The organism is Pseudoalteromonas sp. GutCa3 (assembly GCF_002836155.1).
Lineage (GTDB): Bacteria > Pseudomonadota > Gammaproteobacteria > Enterobacterales > Alteromonadaceae > Pseudoalteromonas > Pseudoalteromonas arctica.
Genome location: NZ_PJBK01000103.1, coordinates 100,522 through 119,035, shown reverse-complemented (window position 1 = coordinate 119,035; position 18,514 = coordinate 100,522). Strand labels below are relative to the sequence as shown.

Here is an 18,514-nt window from a genome sequence, read left to right as displayed (position 1 = left end):
CTCAAAAGGATTTTGACTCGCACAGCCATTAATAAAGAGAAGTAATAGCAACACTATTTTCTTCATAGCTAACTTTCCTATTTGTTGGTTTATAATCAATATTAATGTCTTGCAGAAAAAGAACGCTTACATTCATGCCAGGCTGAACATAAATAGCTTCATAGTAACTCTCAAACCTCTCACTTAAAGTTTCCGAAGTCTTATTCAAACCACCCGAAATAAAAGAACCCGCTGCTAACTTACCAGCAGAACCTGTAAGGTCTAAAGCTGCATTATTACCAGTTGAAACTATTTCCTGCTGTTGTTTTGCAACAGTATCAGCAAAACTAGATATTCCAGCAGCAGCTCCCTGAATAGCTAAATATTTACCTATATCATCAACTGCAACACCTTTAATACACGGATTACCCCATTTATCAGCAAGCTCAGCTAAAGGCTCAGAAAAAGTACCTGTTTGGTTATAGATACGACCATCAGAAAAATTAAAAGTAATACTCGTAACGTAGCCCCTGACACAGCTAAAAGCTTTATCTCCAATGGCTTGACCTGAAATGATAGCATTAGCTACTTCAGGTAAATGGTGGTTATTAGCTAGGAGGCTATCACCAGATAGAGCAACCTGAAAACGGAAAGGGCTATGTGACTTACCATCCCGCTCAATACGTCCTATAAGAGCAGTTAAAGCAGTAGCATTATGGTATGAACTATCAGAATGTATCGTGGCATATGGAATTGGCTTTAAATCTCTTTCTAGGTCTTGCTTAAGTTCAGTTACATCATTAGAAACACTTTCACCGAAATTAGAAGCTTTAGACCCCCAAACATCACCAGAACTTAAAATCCCCCCAACAACACCATTTTCACCCTCAACCTTGTGACCTAATGGATAATCCCAAGTTATTTGATTAGGGTTAGCACCTACCTTTTTTTGACCATAATCACTGGAAATATTAACATCAAACTCTTCACCAAATGGTAATTCATCATCAATATTACCTGCATTTGAGGGTTGTATAGTATTTTCTGATATCAACTTTTTCTGCATCTTAGCAACATGTTTTGCAACTATAGAGTTAACAGTTTTTTCAAGTGATACTACATCAGTTTGGCCTGTAGGGTTTTTTTGTGCTGCATCAGAAATTATTTTAGTTAAATCATCTTTAGTAACTAATTGATCAATTTTTTGCGTAATACCCTTTTGCTTATCTTCAACAGTAGTTAAATAACCTGAGAGAGATGCAATGGCTTCATTTTCAGTAACCGATGGAAGTTCATTAGCATTTTTTTTAGTTGTAGACTCAGGCACAGTAGCATCGTCTGAGTTAGTAAAATAAATAGCTACTGGTATAAAGATCATAAGACCAATAATACCTTTAACTAAAGGATTCTGATTCAAACGCATAAAACCCTCCTGTTCTTTATTGATATATCAAATGGCTTTTTACTCACCATATAAACAACTGTGAAATTTTTTCGGCTGTTTGCAGGGTATAAAACATTGAACTGCGGGGTTGAAGAATAAAATTCACCACGCACATTACATGGATTGAAAACTACATTTAGCGGGGTTAAATTAACTAGCTTTACGGCAGTTACATATAACCCACCACCTGACCAACCAGCTAAAGTAAAAGCATTTAAAGAAGCACCTCTATAAAAATTAGGTATTTCTCGTTTTTTTATGTTTACTGCTTTGATACCAGATTTACTTTCAATCAGCGCCTCATCTTTTGAATAAAGACTTTGAGAAGCAAATTGAACCAAATCAATTGGGGTTAGAGCCTTTTTCGAAATTGCTTCTTTTGTCACGATTTCCTTTAAAGAACTATTCTCACTATTTAATTGAATAGAAAGTGGTCTTCCAGACTTTGAGCTTGTTTCGCTAACGGCCATTTGAAGTATATAAAATCTTGATGAAGTTAAACCTTGAAAAGTGACTTTCTCGTTAAACTGAGTTTTTGCAGTTATATAGAAAACATTGTCAATTATCGAATGGGTAAATAAATCCTTATACTTTGGCTTTACAGCGAAGCGAACTTTCTCAGGAAATAGTATTTTTCTCTCCGTATTAATTTTTAGCTCAGCAAAAATCTCCTGCCCCTGAGACCAAGCAACTCTTTCGAGTGCAATAGCGTTGAAAGAAACATAAGACAATAAAATAAAAAATATAACTTTCATTATTTAATCCTTGTAGCTCTGCTGTGTAAACCATCAATACCTAAGCGCCAAGGGTTTTTTTCACGATCAACATCATATTTCGTAATAATAAGCGGGTAACGCATTATTGGATTTCTAACCAACTTACCACCGATATAATATTTTTCATTTACATCTAAATAAACTACCCAAGTATCATTCCCAAGCGGTATTACTTTGCTTTCTTTAAAGATGCCATACTCTGAGATTGTTCTGCTTGTTCTTCTGTTTTCAGACTCGCTACGGGTAGCAATAGCCTTTAATTCATGCCTATATGATTCAGTTAAATAGTGCCCATACTTCCTAACATTACCACCAAACTCGATAGAACAATCATCTTCACAACGATAGACTTGCTGAAAAATTTTAAAAGCAAATGCATAAACTTCATGCCTTTGGAATTCGTTAACCTTGACCATTCCACCTTTAGATAAATCAGGTGGGAAATGGCACTCAAACTCTTTGGGTACAGTGGCTAGTAAATATTGAGCATGAAAAACAAGCCCCAAGAGAAAAATACAAAAGATAACAAGACCACGAATTATTCTATCTTTACGGTCACTTGCTTTTACTGTTTTACTTAACATCATTCACCACTACTTTTTCTGAGTTCGACCTAATGACCACTTGTAACTTTCACAAGTAATGTCATTACTTTTCATTCTATTTCTAATTAGAAAAACTGTGACCTTCTGCTGTATATAACCAGGAGGTTTTCCCCTTCTAGCCTTTTCCATCCAACCAGCTAAAAGGAAAACAACAACAATTGGAAAAATTAAAACGAAAGCAATTATTAACTCAGGGAGACCTATCAATAAAGCTAAAATAACGCCAAAAGGTGCTCCAAAACCGAGAGCAGTTAAGAACGTAATCTTTATTTCAGCGTCAGTCAGACCTTTGAAAACAACAGGCTCTTCATTTATAAAGTCACCAGTAAAAGAGTTTGTATAATCACTTTCATCTTTTTTCATTAGCTAATCCAATCAGGAATCCAGTTAAACATAACTATTGCTAGAGTAAGCAAAGCAACACCACCAACAACATGACCAGCTAGATCTAACCAACCGCCACGACCATCTGATATTTCGTTATATTTAACAATTGCAGCTTTTGCGATAACAATAATAAATATCGCAGCAACACCAAGAACAATAAATTGCATAAACTTTTCTAAAAGCCAGTAGAGAGTATCGATGCCGCCTTGGTCATCAGCTCCATCAGCAAAATCATCCGTCTTTGGTATATCCGCTTTTACTTGATAAGTGAAAGCCATAACCCCCCAAAAAAAGACAGATATTTTTGATGAGATAAAAGATAATATTTTCATTTTTAAACCTTATAAAATTAATCAATCAAGAACGATATATACACAACAATAAACACCGATAGTGATACATCAAAGAGCACATCTGAAACCTCCATATCTCCTTTTATCCAACGCGCATAAGATCCCTTTATGACGGAAACAGAAAAAAGAATTACAACAAATGTAAGAACCCACTTTATTATTGAAAAAACCTCCTCAGGACTAACGCCCGCAGTATTAGTAAAAATCGCCATAACCATTCTCAACTTGTAGTGGTTTTACGCTCTTAGGTTGACGTGAAGGCTCTTTAACGTGACGTTCAATTGCTTTGGACATTGCATCCAGATCCCTCACTAGGTCTTCATAAGAAAAAGGTTCTAAATCATCTACTCTGCGATGTTTGCTAATTGACATAACCTCACTCTTTAAAAAGTTCAGTTCTTGAGAAATTCGAATTAATTCTTTTTTCTCAGTCTCAGTGCTAGCAAAAGCAGAGCTTGAGATAGAGAAAATGAGAAAAACAAAAACAGTACGAAACATTATTAAGACACCTTGATATAAACTTTTCATGATTGTAACCATATAAAGCGATAAACAAGCGTGAAAAGCAGGGGTGGATTTTTCAATGCTTTTTTTTTATAAAAAAAAAAGCAGCTAATAGCTGCTTTTAAGTTTGGCATGACAAACTTTTCTTAGAAGTACTTCTTATAATTAGAAGCTGTTAAATGAAGTGAATAACCGAAAAGAGCCGAGAATGGAACAACAATCAAAGCTGGATTAATAGATGTAGGCCAAGAAAGATACAAAACAAAACATAATATAATTGACGGGGCAATTAATTTCATAGATAACTCATACTTATCTGTACTTTCTCTGCCAGCACCAAACTTACGCAAATCACGCTCTACAAGACCTGTAACAATACCAACAACAGCAAAAAGTAAGTAAGCAGGCAGTGAAAGTAATAGTACACAAAGCCTGAGTAAAACAACTTTTACAATTGTATAAGCAGAGATTAAATAATCCCAGGCATCCCCACGCGCTGAAGGTGATTGAGACTTTAAACCATCAATTCCTAAAGGCTTAAAAATATTTGATTCAAACCAACGAATACTTGAACCAGCAAGTTTAATTGGAGTTGATCCAACTATACTTTCTTTGAAGTGAGTGTTTATATACTTAGCCTCTTGATTGAGCATAATTTTAGAATGATCAGCACCCATTTCAGGCTTGAAATCAGTAAATTGACAAATATTAGAATCAGGCCCATCGTCGCAATAATAAAGTAATGACCATTCAACCAAAATAGAAATGATCATAGTCACAAGTACCGTCAAAGGTAATGAAATAATAAAGACAACAATCTTAGTAAATGCACCTTGACGTTGTGCTTTATCCTGCTGATTATGCTGTTCAGATTTAGCCATTAGAAGCCCCTGTCCACCAAAGATCACCTGTTTGATAACGCTCATTCATATCAGTACAAATATCTTGTAACGTAGGCGGCAATTCAACAGACTCTTTTTTAGAAAAGAGTGGCAATCTAACTTTCCATAACTGATTACCTGACTGCAAACAAAAAGCATGACCCTTAGATAAGCTAGTTATATGAGTAGGCTCAACAAGAGGCACTTTCTCTTCAGATATACGGTCTTGATTAGTGTCATCAAAGCCACCAATATCATTACCCAATTTTTTACTAGCACCAGATACCAAAGTAGCCTCTTTAATGGGTACTTTGGGCAACTTACTAGTAAGCAAACTAGCAGTCTCTTCAGTTTGTACACGCATCATGAATAGAGTATTAAAGTTACCTACAATCTGCATTGATTTTGGATTACCTGTAGTAGTACCAAATTTAGCATCTATATCTTGTAACGTTTGTGTATAAGCACAAACTCTAATACCAGCACCACCCGCCTGATTGACCATTGGGACAAATTCTTCACCAACAAGACTATTAAATTCATCAGCATGCAAATATATATCAGGCATTTTTAGCTCTTTACTACCGTTCAAGCTAGGCAAACCAACATTCTTACCGTGCTTGTACATCAAACCAGCAATACTAACTAAATCATTAAACATTGCATTACCTACTGCCGTAGCAACTTCTCTATCAGTCATTCCATCTAAACCAATATAAACAATACCACGCCTTTGGATAACATCACGCCAGCTTAAAATTGGGCGAGGGTCGTTATCATTAAAGTATTCAGGGCTAAGAAGCTTTGCTGTTTTATCTGTATTCAGCTTATCTAAAAAAGGAATTAAACTAGCAACCAACTTTTCATAGAAAGAGCGCTCATAGTTGGATGCCATAATCAATTGACGACCTAGATTGTCATTAGGCAGGAGTTCTTTCATTAATGCTACAATGGCAACTGTGTTTTTAGTTTTACCTTTACGCTCAACCATAGGGTCTCTATCTTTAACCTTAGAAGCTCGCTCTGCAATTAAGTCAGCAGGATCATCATCAACAGCTTTTAGGGCATGGACACAATACATGTAAAGTAAATCTTCAAGATCTTGAACGTAGTGGTTTATATTTTCTAAAGTTGGTCGCTTATTTACATCTACTAGCGCTCTTGCAACAACATTAACAAATCGCCAACTGAAAGCTTTAAAAGCCGCTGAATTACCAGCTTCACCTAATTGTGAAGTTGTTTTTCCTGCAACCTCAGTAATACGTTGGAACTCACCTACAGGATTATAACGACAAGAAGCCTCAGGATAACCTAAGTGAAAAAAATAAAAATCATCCTCGCGGCCAGCCCTTTTAGCCTCGGTGTACATTCTTTTAAATAGCTCGGCATCACCTTTGGGGTCAATAACAATAACAACGTTATCGCCACCTTTACCTTTACGCCTAATGTCACCCGCCACAAGAACCTCTTCAAAACGAGTCTTACCAACGCGTGTAGTTCCCAGAACTAAAGCATGACCATTTCTTTCACCCAAATTCCAAAATACATTTTCTTCTTCGTCAGCTCCAACTCCATGTATAGCAGCATTACCACCTATATCAGGGTAAGCCTTAAAAGGATTTAAAAAATTATCGCTTTTCAAGCCTTTGGCTAAAACTGAAAGACAAAATTTATTTTCCCACTGCGACTCTTTTCGTCTTGCCCAATCATAATATTTAGGAGGGCGAATAAAGTGTTCGTTCTCAGGTTTATAAGTATCATATAAACGCTGAGTATGAATCGATTGCCAACGGTATCCTAAGCCTATAAAAGACTTGTCTTCTGACACAGGAACATCACAAGCAGCTATGACGTAAGGCTTTAAAGTTTTTACATTTTTTTGATAATTACTTAAACGAAGGGCATTATCTAAATATTTATAACTAATAAAACCAAGTACACCGGTGCATACATAAGAGACGGGCTCGGTCATCATCCAATATGATGGCGCTACAAAACTTAGCCCAGCAGCCATACCAGATGCAGTAGCTGCATTATATTCAACCACAGGTCGCAGAAGCCTTTCTATAGGGTAATCATTACTCATTGAAAAACTCCTATTTCTGTAACTAAAAATGGGTAAGAACCTACATTTAAATCAGCACCTATACCATCGCCAGAAGAGGGAACAAAATTTAGATCATCGAAAGAACTAGCTAAATCAGCAATAACAGAAAACGAACGAGCTTGTACGACAAAAATTGGAGCGTTCAATTCATTAAGTTTGTTTCTTCTTAGATTTAGCCATTTTAAAGATAAATTATCAGTGCCTACAACAGCGAAAGGTGTAACTGTTTTTCTTTCGTTGAACTTAAAGCTTTTCATAATACCTGGCTGCATTACTTTAGGGGTTAAAGGGAAAAAAATATCTTTAGAAATACTATCTTTTGATTTATCAAGTAAGGTTTTAGCTTGTACAGGTGATGAACTTGAGCTAATTGATTTCTGAATATCAATGTTTTTATAATATTTATCAGTCAAAATAGTATTACCAATTCGTCCAACCTCAATTAGATCATTAGAATAAGAAGTAATAGAAGTTAAAGATATTAACGTGATAAAACCAAATCTGAATAAACTTTTGCACGTTCCGAATTGGAAGGTGAGTGATAAAAACCTATTGCTGTTTCCCATGAAACACCTCTTTTTTTAAGACTACTGACTAACTCAGCGGCATAGCGAATATTTGTCGAAGGATCTAATAAATCATCAATAGAACTAAAATTTTGACCATGCCACTTCCAACTTACTTGGCAAAGACCAATATCTATATTTTTATTGCCCGTAAAAAGTTCTAACTCTGCAAAAGAACGTGCAGAATTAAAATCTTTAAACCAATAGCCTTTACCACTAACATTTAGAGTCCAAGGCCAAGGTTGTCTTTTACCTTTGTAAAAAGATTGACTCTCATGTGTACAAACAGCTTTAATAATCTGAATCGGTACTTTTGTGTCAATTGAAACTTGACTGACTAAACTATCGAAATTAGCAAAAGCAGAACTAGAGAAAAAAATAAAGTAGAAAAATAAATGCTTCATATCTTAATCAAATTCCAATAATGGTAAGTCAACAACAACCTTAGGTGAAAGATTTAATGTTATGAGTTTAAGTTCATTAACGTCTTTAGCATTTAGATTGTTAGAACTAGCCCATCCTTGTATTTCAAATTTAGAAGGATTACCAACAAAAAACAGGTCTATCCCCTCGTATACGCCTTTATTAAAGGATTTATACACAGAGTCAAAAACTGAAACGCATTTTTCACAATTATCAATAGAAATGAATAACTGCGCCCTCGGTTTATCATTAATTAAAGATTGAATATTAAAGTTCGAACTTGAAGCTTTCGCTTTGGTAATATTAGATATAGAAAAACGGCTAGTTGCTGGGTCTTTATAGCTAAACTTTGGAACTGAAGGGAAATTTCTTTCCCAAGCCTCTCCTACTTCTTTTTGCCAAGCAAAAGTTTTAATGTTATTTGAATATTGAATTTTTACCCACCTATCAGCTAGCTCTGCCCTTTCAGAATCTGACTCAGCTTCAAGCGCTAAAGCTAACAAAGGATTTTTATCTAAATCGGGTGTAAAATAAGCGCGTGGTGTAGTTAATATTTCCTTATATCTCTTATATTCATTAGCATTCAACCCCCAAACGTCAGCATGAGATTTCTCTTGAGTAGTAAGTATGCTCTCAGTCATATCTTGAGCCGAAGAAAGTGAAGGTAAAGAAAAAAATAAAGGTAATAAAAAAATTAATTTAAATTTCTTTGACATAACTTCTGTCCTTGTAAATAAACTCTTTCAGAACGCTCTACACTTAAGTTTGCAATTCTACGCATATTTAAATTTTCATCGCATGATGGATAAGGGTTGGAAACCTTAGCATTTATAACTGAAACCCTATCATCAACAGCCAGAGTGGAAAGCTGTGTTTTATAGCTTGAAGTACAACCGCCTAAAATAAATAAAATAAGGAATATTAAATATTTCATAAGGCAACCTCTTTACTATCACCATCAAAATGTTTAAAAAGAGCTGAAGTGTCAGTAATTTTTACTAGTCGCCACTTACCAACAATACCTCCAACTCGGAGAAAATTAGTCTGCTCGGGTGCATTTTTCTGAGCTACCGTTAAATAAACATCTTCACCCCACGTATTTAAACCATAAACAACAATTGGAAAATCTAAAGACGCCTGTCGTACATTGAGACCTAAATCATTTAATTGGTTAGTTATACTGTTTAGCTTTGATTTACTGTGTGTAATGTCCTTTGAGATATTCATATTAGATACTTTGATTACTGCATAGTTTTCAGCAATAAGTTGACCCAATTGGTTCTGAGTTTTCTTTACATTTAAAATCTCACCTGATTGTTGATCAAGTTTAGAATTGACTAAAGATAAAGATGTGACTATTGAGTCTAAAGCATTGTTTATCTCACTGAAATCAACACTTTGCTGGGGTAAAGGAGTTACCTCATTTAATGAAATATCTACAACTTCATTATCGCGTTCACTGGTATTAACCGAGTCGTTAACTAAAAAATCCTTGTCAACTAATGGTTCATCAATAAACTCGGATAAATCAGGTAAAGGTGGTGCATCAATTTCTATCTCAGACTCGTCAAAAAGCCCGCTGCTGTTAATTAAAAGTTGGATTAAAAAACCAACAATACATACTATTGAAAATATGAAAACTAAAACTTTAAACGGTGGTTTATTTGGCTTCTCATTTTTTTTATCTATTTCAGGAAGTCCATCTTCAGAAGTTTCAAAATTATTAGCTGATTTAATCTGCTCATTCATTTCAAGCTCTGCTTCAGTACCAGGAACATTCTTTATTTCATCACTCATGAGTTATTAAACCTCTATACTCGTCTTTTAAATCAAATGTATAAATACGTCTTAATGGATCTTCTACTGCAATGTAATAAGGCCCAACCAAAACTTGCAAAACAGACCGTAATGGCATTAAAGATAATGACCTATGCACTTGAGGAAGTGGTCTATCTAGAGTAATCATTAGGGCATCGTCATTGGATTTATCTAATGCTAAAACCCAACCAGAATTAATTAAAACAAAGCTAACTGCATCTTTTACAGTTTTAACTGTTGGTGGGAAGGCTAATTTAATATTAACTGATAAAGGGTCTACTTCTCTCTCCTTTGGTGTCGGAACTATTGATGTATACCTATCGGTTTTAACTGTTTCAGATGAAGCACTGAAACAGGAAAATAAGATAGATAGGATGAAAATTAGTTTAACTAACTTCATTTAACCTCCAAATAGATTTTATTTAAATTAATAACAGCATCTTTAACAAACTTTTCTTGAAACTCTACAAACTTATCTGAAGTAATATCCCCAGCTTGAATAGCCTGAAAGCCGCGTTCCCAAAGCGCTGAATTTGCTGGTTGTTTCATCTGCTCAGGAATATGACACATATGCTTTTCTAGCCAATCTGAAGGACTAATGTATTTACCTTTAAGGTTAAGTAAACCGTTACCTAAAAGGTCTTTTATTATTGTAGATCGAGTAGCCACTGTGCCAATGCCATCTTGGTCACTGAGTAATTTTTTTAAAGAGGGATCTGAAACCTCATTAGAAATATTTATCATTGCCATTAAAAGAGAGGCTTGAGTGTATCGATTTGGCTTTCTAGTTTTTTTTGTTAACGTATTAGAACTCTTAACCCCAACTTTTTGACCAATTTTTAAAGAAGGTAAATTAACAATACTTTCATCATCATCAGAAACAAATGCCTTCCAACCTAATGACACTGGTACGTTGCATGAAGCCTTGAATTTAAGGTTTCCAATTTTAATTTTTAAATCGGTATGCTTAAAGACATAATTAGGAGTGAATTGCAGCAAAAAACGCTTCGCTATCAAAAGAAAAACTATTTTCTGCTTTGGAGAGAAGTGGGAAAAATCAATCTTATTTGAAGTCGGCACAATACCGTGATGTACTTTTACTTTCTTATCATTCCAAGCTTTACTCCTAAGCGCTGGATTAATATTTTCTTTTAACTTTTCATCTAAATCGAGAGTAAAAAGAGAGCTCAAAATGCCATCAATTTTTTCTGAAAAACCTGTAGTTAAATATCCCGTATCAGTTCTTGGATAAGTAATTGCTGAAAAGGGTTTATCATACAAAGACTGTGCTATTTCTAATGTTTCATCTGGTGATATATCAAATTTTTCACATTCAACTTGAAGTGAATTAAGTTCATAAGGTAATGGGGGTTGTTTTTCTTTTACAACTTCATTAAAAGATTCAATAACACCTAATTTTGTTTCGCGTATGTAATCAGCAGCTTTCGTTGCAAATTCCTCACTCAATAGACGCCCCTCTGAGTCTAAATGTTTTTCAGGAATATCCCACGCACAAACAAACTCGTTGCCTAAGCTGTCATATAAATTAGCTGTTACATCATAATATGAGGTTGGTTTGAAATTTTTGATAGCTTGTTCTCGGTGATAAACAAGCATAGCAACAGGGGTTTTTACACGACCTATCGCAAAAGCCTTTTTCATACGACTTCCACCTTCTAGCTTTTGAACCAAGAGAGTAAAGGCCATCGTTAAATTCATACCTACAACCCAATCACTTCTTGCTCTTGCAATCGCAGTATCATACATCCACTGCGTATCGTTAATGCTAAGAGGGTTTGAAAAAGCCTGCTTTAAAGTCTCATCATCAGTAGAACCAAAGAGTATTCTCTTTACACTACCTTTGTACCCAGCAAACTTAATAATATTGCGGGCTATAGATTCACCTTCAGGGTCGGGATCTGTAGTTATAAATACTTCTTTTGCCTTTTTTAAAAGATTTTTAATTGTTCGAAATTGAACTTTAGACTTTGAACCTAAAACATACTCGTACTCTTCAGGGATAATTGGTAGACATTTATAATCCCATTTTTTTTTGACTTCTGGACAATAAAACTCAGGTGGTTGTAATTTAAAAAGGTGGCCTAAAGCCCAAGTTACAACAACTTTGCCCGATTCATAATAACCTTTCTTCTTGTCAGAAAGTGACATACCTAAAAACAAGGCTATTTCTTCACCTTGTTTTGGCTTCTCACAAAGATAAACTTGCATAATTAGATCCAATAAAAATACTATGTATAGGATACATTGTGGCTTTTAATATTACAGTCGAAAAGCTGTGGTCAATTTCACCATGCTTTTTTATAAATAAAAAACCCTAGTTTGGCATGCCAAACTAGGGTTTTAGTGTACTGAGTTCTATTAATTAGCCTTGATGTAGCGCATGTTACTTTGAGTGTTTTGTGAAGATTTAAAAGAAGTGCTCTTACTCAGCTCACTCTTTAAAGAGTCATTGAGTGGCTGTATTTCTTTTTGATACAAAGTCCATAAAATATCAAAATCAAAGGCGAGTTCACGATGAGCCAAAAGAAACTTGTTTAAATCAGTAATTCCGTGACTCTGATTCCAAAGGTCTATAAATAAAATAGCACCCTCTACTGTTGTGGTGCGGGGTCTGCCCTGAAGTTGTCCTACACCTAATTGAAATCGCCTTAAACGAATACTTTTAGGGTCTTCTTCAGAGAAAAGAAAAATCACTAAATGCGAAGGGGCATATTTAGATATAAGCAAATCTTTGATTGCTTCTCTGTGCTCAAAACGCATTTGAATAGACGTTCTGTCTGCAATTAGTTTTTTATTAAATATTATTTTTATACAACCAGTAGTAACCATTTTTGAGATAAACTGATCTATACAAGAAGCGCTTAATCTAGTTAAAGAACGGCTAACATTACCACTGTTATTAATAAATTCTTGAGGTAAGTTATCACCAATAATAAGAGAATCTGCAACAAAAAGAGCTAACTCTCTTATAACACGAAAAACTTGTTGGTGAAGGTAGAGGGGGTTATCTTGATCACTTATAGACTCTAAAGAGAAATCGATTAAGCTACTATCATTAAATTCATTTTTTAAAAAAAATGATAATAAGTTAGCGACCTTTTCAAAATCAATGTCAAAGGTAATTGCATTAGCTTTAACATAATTATTAGCCAAAGAAAGAAGCGTTGGCATTGTTGAATCGTTTATAAATTCAATCTGTTTTTTACTTAAACCGAAGCTTTTAGATAAACTATCTTTACCAAGCTTGTTTTCAGAAACCATTGCTAATAATAATTCCCTCAATAATAGAGGTGCGCGAGACATGTGAAAATTTCGCGCAGAGGATCTTGCGTCCATACTGCATTCCGCCTATATTTATATTTGTAAAAACCCACCTCAATTATATAACAAATGTACTAAAATTGACCAGCTTTTGATGAATATTTTTACATTAGAACAAATATTCTAATCATTGTCTGCACTATTTAATTAGAAAAGTAGAATTAAAGACAGAAAACAAGCACTTTATTACTAGAAAAGCACTGCGTTCTCAGTTAACTTACAATTAACATCTAAAGTGTTAGATAAAATAAAAACATTAATATCAGAACCTTGCACATTAAGCTTGCGTTCATGATTCTGTTTACAATCTTTAACTAAAAAATCATTCTTTTTAATGTCTTTAAATATCTCATCAGCTACCGCTATATACTCAACCTCTTTCTCAAGCTCATAATCAGATTTAACAAATGCCATTAAACTCAGATCTTTGTTAAACGCGATAACTTTATTGCCGTCAATATTAATGACAAAAATACCTAGAACCTCTCTATCCTCTCTCTTAGAAATAGAAATACACCATAGGATGAAATCATCAGAAATACAGCCACTAACTGAATATTCATTGTTATTATCAGTACTATCTTGCAAATAGTTAGTGAACTCACTCAGGGGATCAATTGAAGAACTATCAACAACTTCAGTAATTGGTAGATTAGAAGCAGCAGCGCTAATTGTAGGAGCTAATTCTAAATCCTCTGAATTGTTCTCTGTGTTGTCAAATATCGAGAAATCCAAGTCCTGTGAGGCCCCTGAATTTTCATTAGTACCAGGAATAACCGACTTATTTAATTCATCAGCTTTAGTGTTATTGTTAGATATTCCGGAATTTAAAATTTCATCAAAACTTTTTTGCACTGAATCACCAGCACCCATAGAGTTTAGTAGTGAATCAATGTCAACGTTTGTATCTTTAGGTTGTTCCTTAGAGTTTTCTGAAGTGGAATCATCACTAGGCTCTGAAGAAAATAAATCTTTACTGTCAACTTTAATGTTTAAAGGGTTTGCGTCCATCAAGCAAAGAAGGGCTGAAAGCTCCCCTCTTTCCCCATTACTGTAGAGTGCATCAATAAGGTTCTTTAAATTCTTAGGTCTGCTATGAAGCCAGTTGAAGCCAACCGTATTAATTGAAGAGGCCATGATTGGCATTGTGTAAATCTGAATCGGGTAAATATAATCAGACTTTCTAATTTTTAATTCACAATTTTCGGGAATATTAAGCCAAGGATAAAATCTATTTCTTTCTCTATTGGTTTTCTTGTTTAGGGAAATAGAATGAAATTCAAACGGCTGGCAAAGTCTAGCCACGAAAAGACAACAGATAGATAGTGCTAAACTATAATTTTGTATATGCAATAGAAGAGAGTCTTCTAAAACCCCCCCTTTATTTCTACGAATTAAATTAATAAAATTATTTGAAAAGGCTTCATATAATTTATTTTTATCATTATCAAAAAGATCTATTGTTCTTACTACAACGTTGATGGCTGGCTTATAGAGCTCTAGCCAGTAATCATCTGAAACGCCAATTATCTTTTTTAAAGGCGCTTCATCTAGTGTAACTTTACGTTTGTTAAATAAATATTTGAGGTTTCCCAATCGCATATTGTAATTATCCATGATAAAAAAGATTTTATTTTTTCGTCAATATCAGAACAGTCACTAACAAAAAAATTTGAAGAAGAGCACTTACTTTTAAAATGTTCAAAAGACTCAACCGTTGGTTGCCATACATCACCTGTATCTTTGCAAACCACATTCACTTGAATTATTTTTAATTGAAGAAGCCATGCAATAAATAATTCCTCAGTTATTAAATCCGTTTTCTTTAATTCCTTGAGTAAGTTGCAGTGAATTTGAAAAATAGGATCGAATTGCTCACCTAGCTCAAAGACGCCATTAAACTGATTGTTTATTAGCTTCCAAGCACTTAAAAAAGGTCGCAGATCTAATTTATCGTTTAAATGAAACTCTATTTCATTATTTAATTCTGATCTTAAATTGATACAACTTGTCATTAATGACCCCATACAGCATTTGTAGGAAAGATTACAACATGAAAAACGTAAGATTTCAGCGAAAAGCAGGTAGAAATTTTATGAAGCTTTTTTAAATTTATTCAAGTTAAAAGGAAATAATAAAAAATGATTAAAAAAAGAGGAATCAGTTTGGCATGCCAAACTGATTATATTGCTCTATCAATAGAGGAAATTAAGTCATTATATGTATAATTTTTAAATAAAGGAGCTTTTAAAAAGCTGGCTAACTGATTATTGTCAATATCTATAATTAAATATGAAATAATAGAATCTAATTGTTCACAATTTTCAGCGATAAAGCCCGCTTCAGTAATATATTTTACCATACCTTTTACTGCCCACTGAGGTATGTCACCTTTTACAATCCAATCTCTAATAGTCTTACCAGGAATTTCTTTTAGTCTCTGGGTAAAACCATTGTCCCTTGAATAATTAACAAGAGTAATTCCAGCTTGTGAGTCTGTAGGCCCGTGGTACTTAAGAAACTCAGAGGCAAAAAAGCCCCTGAGAGACATAGCTAATACCCAAGTATTCGCATTAACTTTCATGTTTAACCAACAGAAATAATTGTTAGAGCAGTTGAATCAACAAGTAAAGGTTCAGAATCAGATAAAAGATACTCTATCCATGCAAAACCTTCTTTATCATCAACCCTATCTAATAGGAGCTTGGCAACACTGCCATTATAGGTAACGTTAATTTCAGAAACCTTTTTTTGATGAGACTTTTCTTTTCCATCTGATTCTTGTGTTAAAGCAAAATCATCATTTAAAGATATGTCGAGGTTTTCGTTATCAACGTTATCTGCGCTATCAACGTTATCTGCGCTATCAACGTTATCTGCGCTATCAACGTTATCTGCGCTATCAACGTTATCTGCGCTATCAACGTTATCTGCGCTATCAACGTTATCTGCGCTATCAACGTTATCTGCGCTATCAACGTCATCAACGTCATCAACGTTATCTGCGCTATGTGCGTTATCTGCGCTATCAACGTTATTATTTGATGAAGTAACTTTGATAGAATTATCTGAGCTAGAAACAGTGCTTTTTGTTTCAAGACTACCACGTTCCTCTAAAGCGCTGATTAGATCATCAATTGGTTTATCCAAATTCTTAGCTAATGATTTCGCCCACTTGCGATTGATTTGATCATTAAGGGCAGCCCAAGCTACTAATCGCTCAGTCTTTTCTTTATCCTTTTTAGCACAACGTAAAATTGCAACCAGAGTAGAAATGTCACGACACATTTTGTTTTCATAAAGGTCGTTAATAAAATTAAAATCATAATCTTCGCCTAAAGCAGAAATACTAATTAACTCAGATATTTCTGCTTTTGACTTATTAAGTGTTTCAGCTATGTTGCTTTGGGTTAAGTTATCTGACTCTAGCAATGACTTAATACTACGACCTAAGTCTCTTGGATCTAATCTTTCACCAGTTTCATTTTCTAAAATTTGAACTAGAAGTTTTGAATTAAAATCAGAGTTACCAATCGATTTAATGTTCGCTGTAATCGTTAGACTACCGTAGGCTTTAGAAGCTCGCCATCGCCTTTCACCTGCAATGATTTTATACTTTCCATCTTCGTCAGCCTCAACAAGGATTGGTTGAATCAACTTTCCATCTGTAGCTGAGAAAGAACTAATAATGCTTTGAACACCATCATCATCTAAACCAATTTTTCTAGGTTGGGTTGGATCGGGGTAAACATCATTAATATTTAAATCGACACCATATTCAGTGTCAGAATTAACTGAACTGATAATTGACATAAAATCGTTTGTATCTAAATTTACATTATTCATATTTCAGCACCTAAGATATTAGTTTTTCATTCAAAGCATCGATTGCTTTTCTTACTGTTCTTCCAACTGTCGCAGCATTACCGTTAGGTGGATTAATCCAACATGGTCTAGCTGACATTCTAGCTTCATTGATTGGTAAAGAATCAGGGATAAATATTGGAAATAAGAAACTAGAATAATCACGCTTGATTTGATTCAATATATCCAAATAAGGATTATCACCTTTCCTTGTAGATGGTTTTTTAAATTTATTAACATATACACCAGCCAATTCAGTTTTAGACCTTAGATTAGTTTTAACAACCTTTAAGGTGTTAAGTAATGAGATAAATCCTTCATTAGAATAATCGTCCACAGTAACAGGAACAAATATTTTATCTACGGCATACATCGCAGCTACTTGTGTGACACCTAATGAGGGCGGTGTATCAATCAAAATAAAATCAACATCTATAAGATCTAAATATTTTTTTGGATTAAGTACCATATTTTTAGCGTTAACACCTGCGGCCAAAATATTAGCTATTTTCTCTTTATGAGAAGGAATGATAGAAATGTTTGTGTGAACAGAAGACTTATAAAGTGTAATGTCTTCGTTTTTAAGGTCTGGGCGAAATAAATCTGCCGCTGTAAAGCCGTTTTTCTCAACCCAAGCAACTTCAGCCATAGAACCAAGGAAAAGCTTGCTTATGTTACGTTGACCATCAAAATCAACTACTAAAACTTTAAACCCTTTTTCAGCTAGTCTATAAGCTTGATGAAATAATATTGTCGTTTTGCCAACACCACCTTTTTCATTCGGATGTGTGCAAGATTTTGAAACCTTTTTTGAAACAAGGTTTGGTTTGTAAGGTAATACTGTATTCATAATAACTCCTTGAGCATGGGCTTTATACCCTTTTATAGACCATAGTCTATGTATTGAATAAAGAAGATACATTATTTGAGCTGAAGAGGCAAGTAATAAATCTGCATCCAAGCGCAGCTTGGCGGGTATGGGCAGAGCCCATGATAAACCCAAACAATGCTAGTTATGTCCTCAAGTTTAAAAGGGCTAATAAAGTTGAAATAGGCATAGAAATTGCGCCCCCCTTTGATAATCAAAATATGTATATTATTAAATTCAATACAGAGGTTGTTTATCCTATTTTGCTAAGACGGGGGCATTAAGCCCAGCAGCGTCTTTTTGCTGCGAATCAGGGCGCATCATCATTTGTCTACATATCTTCAGACGTTATTAAATTATATGTTTATTAAGAGTATGTTAATTTTGCACATTAAAAGTAAGCTACTGCGCTTTGATTAAATTAGCCTTGCACATTATATGTATAAGTATAAAAGGAAACCTAATTTTGGTGTGTAAGGCACTATATATTGCTACTTTTTAATAGTTAATAAGGAGATTGAAGTGGTGGTGGTTGGTAAATGAGGGAGAATAGGAATTTCAGGCATGAAAAGACCAGGAGCAAGCCTGTTAAAGATT

22 protein-coding genes are annotated in these 18,514 nt (G+C 34.4%); 1 reads left to right on the top strand and 21 read right to left on the bottom strand.

Annotated features, from left to right (window positions below; genetic code table 11):
• Positions 1–28 precede the first annotated feature (28 nt).
• The 21 genes from CXF64_RS20020 to CXF64_RS19915 all read right to left on the bottom strand — a co-directional run bounded on the left by CXF64_RS20020 (position 29) and on the right by CXF64_RS19915 (position 17,899).
• Entirely contained in the window at positions 29–1,402 is a 1,374-nt protein-coding gene (locus CXF64_RS20020; protein WP_101217915.1) for a hypothetical protein, read from the bottom strand.
• On the bottom strand, positions 1,393–2,178 hold the full coding sequence (locus tag CXF64_RS20015) for a DUF3438 family protein (RefSeq protein ID WP_101217914.1): 786 nt from the start codon (positions 2,176–2,178) through the stop codon (positions 1,393–1,395). Before CXF64_RS20015 ends, CXF64_RS20020 begins: the two co-directional genes overlap by 10 nt.
• Positions 2,178–2,786, bottom strand: coding sequence for a PFL_4703 family integrating conjugative element protein (locus tag CXF64_RS20010; protein WP_101217913.1), 609 nt, complete (start codon positions 2,784–2,786; stop codon positions 2,178–2,180). The genes CXF64_RS20015 and CXF64_RS20010 overlap by 1 nt, the downstream gene beginning before the upstream one ends.
• A 6-nt stretch (positions 2,787–2,792) precedes the next feature.
• Positions 2,793–3,167 (bottom strand): TIGR03750 family conjugal transfer protein, encoded by a 375-nt coding sequence (locus CXF64_RS20005; RefSeq protein ID WP_101217912.1) that lies wholly within the window; start codon positions 3,165–3,167, stop codon positions 2,793–2,795.
• Positions 3,167–3,523 (bottom strand): DUF2976 domain-containing protein, encoded by a 357-nt coding sequence (locus tag CXF64_RS20000; protein ID WP_101217911.1) that lies wholly within the window; start codon positions 3,521–3,523, stop codon positions 3,167–3,169. Before CXF64_RS20000 ends, CXF64_RS20005 begins: the two co-directional genes overlap by 1 nt.
• A 216-nt stretch (positions 3,524–3,739) precedes the next feature.
• Positions 3,740–4,072: an RAQPRD family integrative conjugative element protein gene (locus tag CXF64_RS19990; protein WP_157823682.1), complete on the bottom strand. Its 333-nt coding sequence runs from the start codon at positions 4,070–4,072 to the stop codon at positions 3,740–3,742.
• A gap of 122 nt (positions 4,073–4,194) precedes the next feature.
• Positions 4,195–4,929 carry a DUF4400 domain-containing protein gene (locus CXF64_RS19985; RefSeq protein WP_157823681.1) on the bottom strand — a complete coding sequence of 245 codons (735 nt, stop codon included), beginning with the start codon at positions 4,927–4,929 and terminating at the stop codon, positions 4,195–4,197.
• Positions 4,922–7,015, bottom strand: coding sequence for a type IV conjugative transfer system coupling protein TraD (traD, locus tag CXF64_RS19980; protein ID WP_101217907.1), 2,094 nt, complete (start codon positions 7,013–7,015; stop codon positions 4,922–4,924). Before traD ends, CXF64_RS19985 begins: the two co-directional genes overlap by 8 nt.
• On the bottom strand, positions 7,012–7,449 hold the full coding sequence (locus CXF64_RS19975; protein WP_157823680.1) for a PFL_4695 family integrating conjugative element protein: 438 nt from the start codon (positions 7,447–7,449) through the stop codon (positions 7,012–7,014). The genes traD and CXF64_RS19975 overlap by 4 nt, the downstream gene beginning before the upstream one ends.
• Positions 7,450–7,517: 68 nt before the next feature.
• Positions 7,518–8,006, bottom strand: coding sequence for a transglycosylase SLT domain-containing protein (locus CXF64_RS19970; protein WP_101217905.1), 489 nt, complete (start codon positions 8,004–8,006; stop codon positions 7,518–7,520).
• A 3-nt stretch (positions 8,007–8,009) separates the two neighbouring features.
• Positions 8,010–8,741: a hypothetical protein gene (locus CXF64_RS19965; RefSeq protein WP_101217904.1), complete on the bottom strand. Its 732-nt coding sequence runs from the start codon at positions 8,739–8,741 to the stop codon at positions 8,010–8,012.
• The gene (locus CXF64_RS19960) at positions 8,720–8,959 is read right to left on the bottom strand and encodes a hypothetical protein (RefSeq protein WP_101217903.1); all 240 of its coding nucleotides are present in this window, start codon (positions 8,957–8,959) and stop codon (positions 8,720–8,722) included. The genes CXF64_RS19965 and CXF64_RS19960 overlap by 22 nt, the downstream gene beginning before the upstream one ends.
• Positions 8,956–9,822, bottom strand: a complete 867-nt coding sequence (locus CXF64_RS19955) for a hypothetical protein (protein WP_101217902.1) — start codon at positions 9,820–9,822, stop codon at positions 8,956–8,958. The genes CXF64_RS19960 and CXF64_RS19955 overlap by 4 nt, the downstream gene beginning before the upstream one ends.
• Entirely contained in the window at positions 9,815–10,243 is a 429-nt protein-coding gene (gene pilL2, locus CXF64_RS19950; protein WP_101217901.1) for a PFGI-1 class ICE element type IV pilus protein PilL2, read from the bottom strand. The genes CXF64_RS19955 and pilL2 overlap by 8 nt, the downstream gene beginning before the upstream one ends.
• Positions 10,240–12,072, bottom strand: coding sequence for a DNA topoisomerase (locus CXF64_RS19945; protein ID WP_101217900.1), 1,833 nt, complete (start codon positions 12,070–12,072; stop codon positions 10,240–10,242). Before CXF64_RS19945 ends, pilL2 begins: the two co-directional genes overlap by 4 nt.
• Positions 12,073–12,222: 150 nt before the next feature.
• Positions 12,223–13,200, bottom strand: coding sequence for a hypothetical protein (locus CXF64_RS19940; RefSeq protein ID WP_157823679.1), 978 nt, complete (start codon positions 13,198–13,200; stop codon positions 12,223–12,225).
• Positions 13,201–13,374: 174 nt separating this feature from the next.
• Complete coding sequence (locus tag CXF64_RS19935; protein ID WP_101217898.1) at positions 13,375–14,787, bottom strand: hypothetical protein; 1,413 nt, start codon at positions 14,785–14,787, stop codon at positions 13,375–13,377.
• The gene (locus CXF64_RS19930; protein ID WP_101217897.1) at positions 14,736–15,200 is read right to left on the bottom strand and encodes a hypothetical protein; all 465 of its coding nucleotides are present in this window, start codon (positions 15,198–15,200) and stop codon (positions 14,736–14,738) included. The genes CXF64_RS19935 and CXF64_RS19930 overlap by 52 nt, the downstream gene beginning before the upstream one ends.
• A gap of 167 nt (positions 15,201–15,367) precedes the next feature.
• Entirely contained in the window at positions 15,368–15,769 is a 402-nt protein-coding gene (locus CXF64_RS19925; RefSeq protein WP_101217896.1) for a hypothetical protein, read from the bottom strand.
• Positions 15,770–15,771: 2 nt separating this feature from the next.
• Positions 15,772–17,031 (bottom strand): ParB/RepB/Spo0J family partition protein, encoded by a 1,260-nt coding sequence (locus CXF64_RS19920; protein WP_101217895.1) that lies wholly within the window; start codon positions 17,029–17,031, stop codon positions 15,772–15,774.
• A 10-nt stretch (positions 17,032–17,041) separates the two neighbouring features.
• Positions 17,042–17,899, bottom strand: a complete 858-nt coding sequence (locus CXF64_RS19915; protein ID WP_157823678.1) for a ParA family protein — start codon at positions 17,897–17,899, stop codon at positions 17,042–17,044.
• A gap of 53 nt (positions 17,900–17,952) precedes the next feature.
• Here CXF64_RS19915 and CXF64_RS20780 point away from each other — a divergent pair, with 53 nt between their 5' ends.
• Positions 17,953–18,201, top strand: coding sequence for a hypothetical protein (locus tag CXF64_RS20780; RefSeq protein WP_157823677.1), 249 nt, complete (start codon positions 17,953–17,955; stop codon positions 18,199–18,201).
• Positions 18,202–18,514 lie beyond the last annotated feature (313 nt).

What these genes read in the sequence shown, in the direction of transcription:
- CXF64_RS20020 (WP_101217915.1), bottom strand. Translation starts at nt 1,402, where the DNA reads ATGCGTTTGAATCAGAATCCTTTAGTTAAAGGTATTATTGGTCTTATG.
- CXF64_RS20015 (WP_101217914.1), bottom strand. Translation starts at nt 2,178, where the DNA reads ATGAAAGTTATATTTTTTATTTTATTGTCTTATGTTTCTTTCAACGCT.
- CXF64_RS20010 (WP_101217913.1), bottom strand. Translation starts at nt 2,786, where the DNA reads ATGATGTTAAGTAAAACAGTAAAAGCAAGTGACCGTAAAGATAGAATA.
- CXF64_RS20005 (WP_101217912.1), bottom strand. Translation starts at nt 3,167, where the DNA reads ATGAAAAAAGATGAAAGTGATTATACAAACTCTTTTACTGGTGACTTT.
- CXF64_RS20000 (WP_101217911.1), bottom strand. Translation starts at nt 3,523, where the DNA reads ATGAAAATATTATCTTTTATCTCATCAAAAATATCTGTCTTTTTTTGG.
- CXF64_RS19990 (WP_157823682.1), bottom strand. Translation starts at nt 4,072, where the DNA reads ATGAAAAGTTTATATCAAGGTGTCTTAATAATGTTTCGTACTGTTTTT.
- CXF64_RS19985 (WP_157823681.1), bottom strand. Translation starts at nt 4,929, where the DNA reads ATGGCTAAATCTGAACAGCATAATCAGCAGGATAAAGCACAACGTCAA.
- traD (WP_101217907.1), bottom strand. Translation starts at nt 7,015, where the DNA reads ATGAGTAATGATTACCCTATAGAAAGGCTTCTGCGACCTGTGGTTGAA.
- CXF64_RS19970 (WP_101217905.1), bottom strand. Translation starts at nt 8,006, where the DNA reads ATGAAGCATTTATTTTTCTACTTTATTTTTTTCTCTAGTTCTGCTTTT.
- CXF64_RS19965 (WP_101217904.1), bottom strand. Translation starts at nt 8,741, where the DNA reads ATGTCAAAGAAATTTAAATTAATTTTTTTATTACCTTTATTTTTTTCT.
- CXF64_RS19960 (WP_101217903.1), bottom strand. Translation starts at nt 8,959, where the DNA reads ATGAAATATTTAATATTCCTTATTTTATTTATTTTAGGCGGTTGTACT.
- CXF64_RS19955 (WP_101217902.1), bottom strand. Translation starts at nt 9,822, where the DNA reads ATGAGTGATGAAATAAAGAATGTTCCTGGTACTGAAGCAGAGCTTGAA.
- pilL2 (WP_101217901.1), bottom strand. Translation starts at nt 10,243, where the DNA reads ATGAAGTTAGTTAAACTAATTTTCATCCTATCTATCTTATTTTCCTGT.
- CXF64_RS19945 (WP_101217900.1), bottom strand. Translation starts at nt 12,072, where the DNA reads ATGCAAGTTTATCTTTGTGAGAAGCCAAAACAAGGTGAAGAAATAGCC.
- CXF64_RS19940 (WP_157823679.1), bottom strand. Translation starts at nt 13,200, where the DNA reads ATGGACGCAAGATCCTCTGCGCGAAATTTTCACATGTCTCGCGCACCT.
- CXF64_RS19935 (WP_101217898.1), bottom strand. Translation starts at nt 14,787, where the DNA reads ATGCGATTGGGAAACCTCAAATATTTATTTAACAAACGTAAAGTTACA.
- CXF64_RS19930 (WP_101217897.1), bottom strand. Translation starts at nt 15,200, where the DNA reads ATGACAAGTTGTATCAATTTAAGATCAGAATTAAATAATGAAATAGAG.
- CXF64_RS19925 (WP_101217896.1), bottom strand. Translation starts at nt 15,769, where the DNA reads ATGAAAGTTAATGCGAATACTTGGGTATTAGCTATGTCTCTCAGGGGC.
- CXF64_RS19920 (WP_101217895.1), bottom strand. Translation starts at nt 17,031, where the DNA reads ATGAATAATGTAAATTTAGATACAAACGATTTTATGTCAATTATCAGT.
- CXF64_RS19915 (WP_157823678.1), bottom strand. Translation starts at nt 17,899, where the DNA reads ATGAATACAGTATTACCTTACAAACCAAACCTTGTTTCAAAAAAGGTT.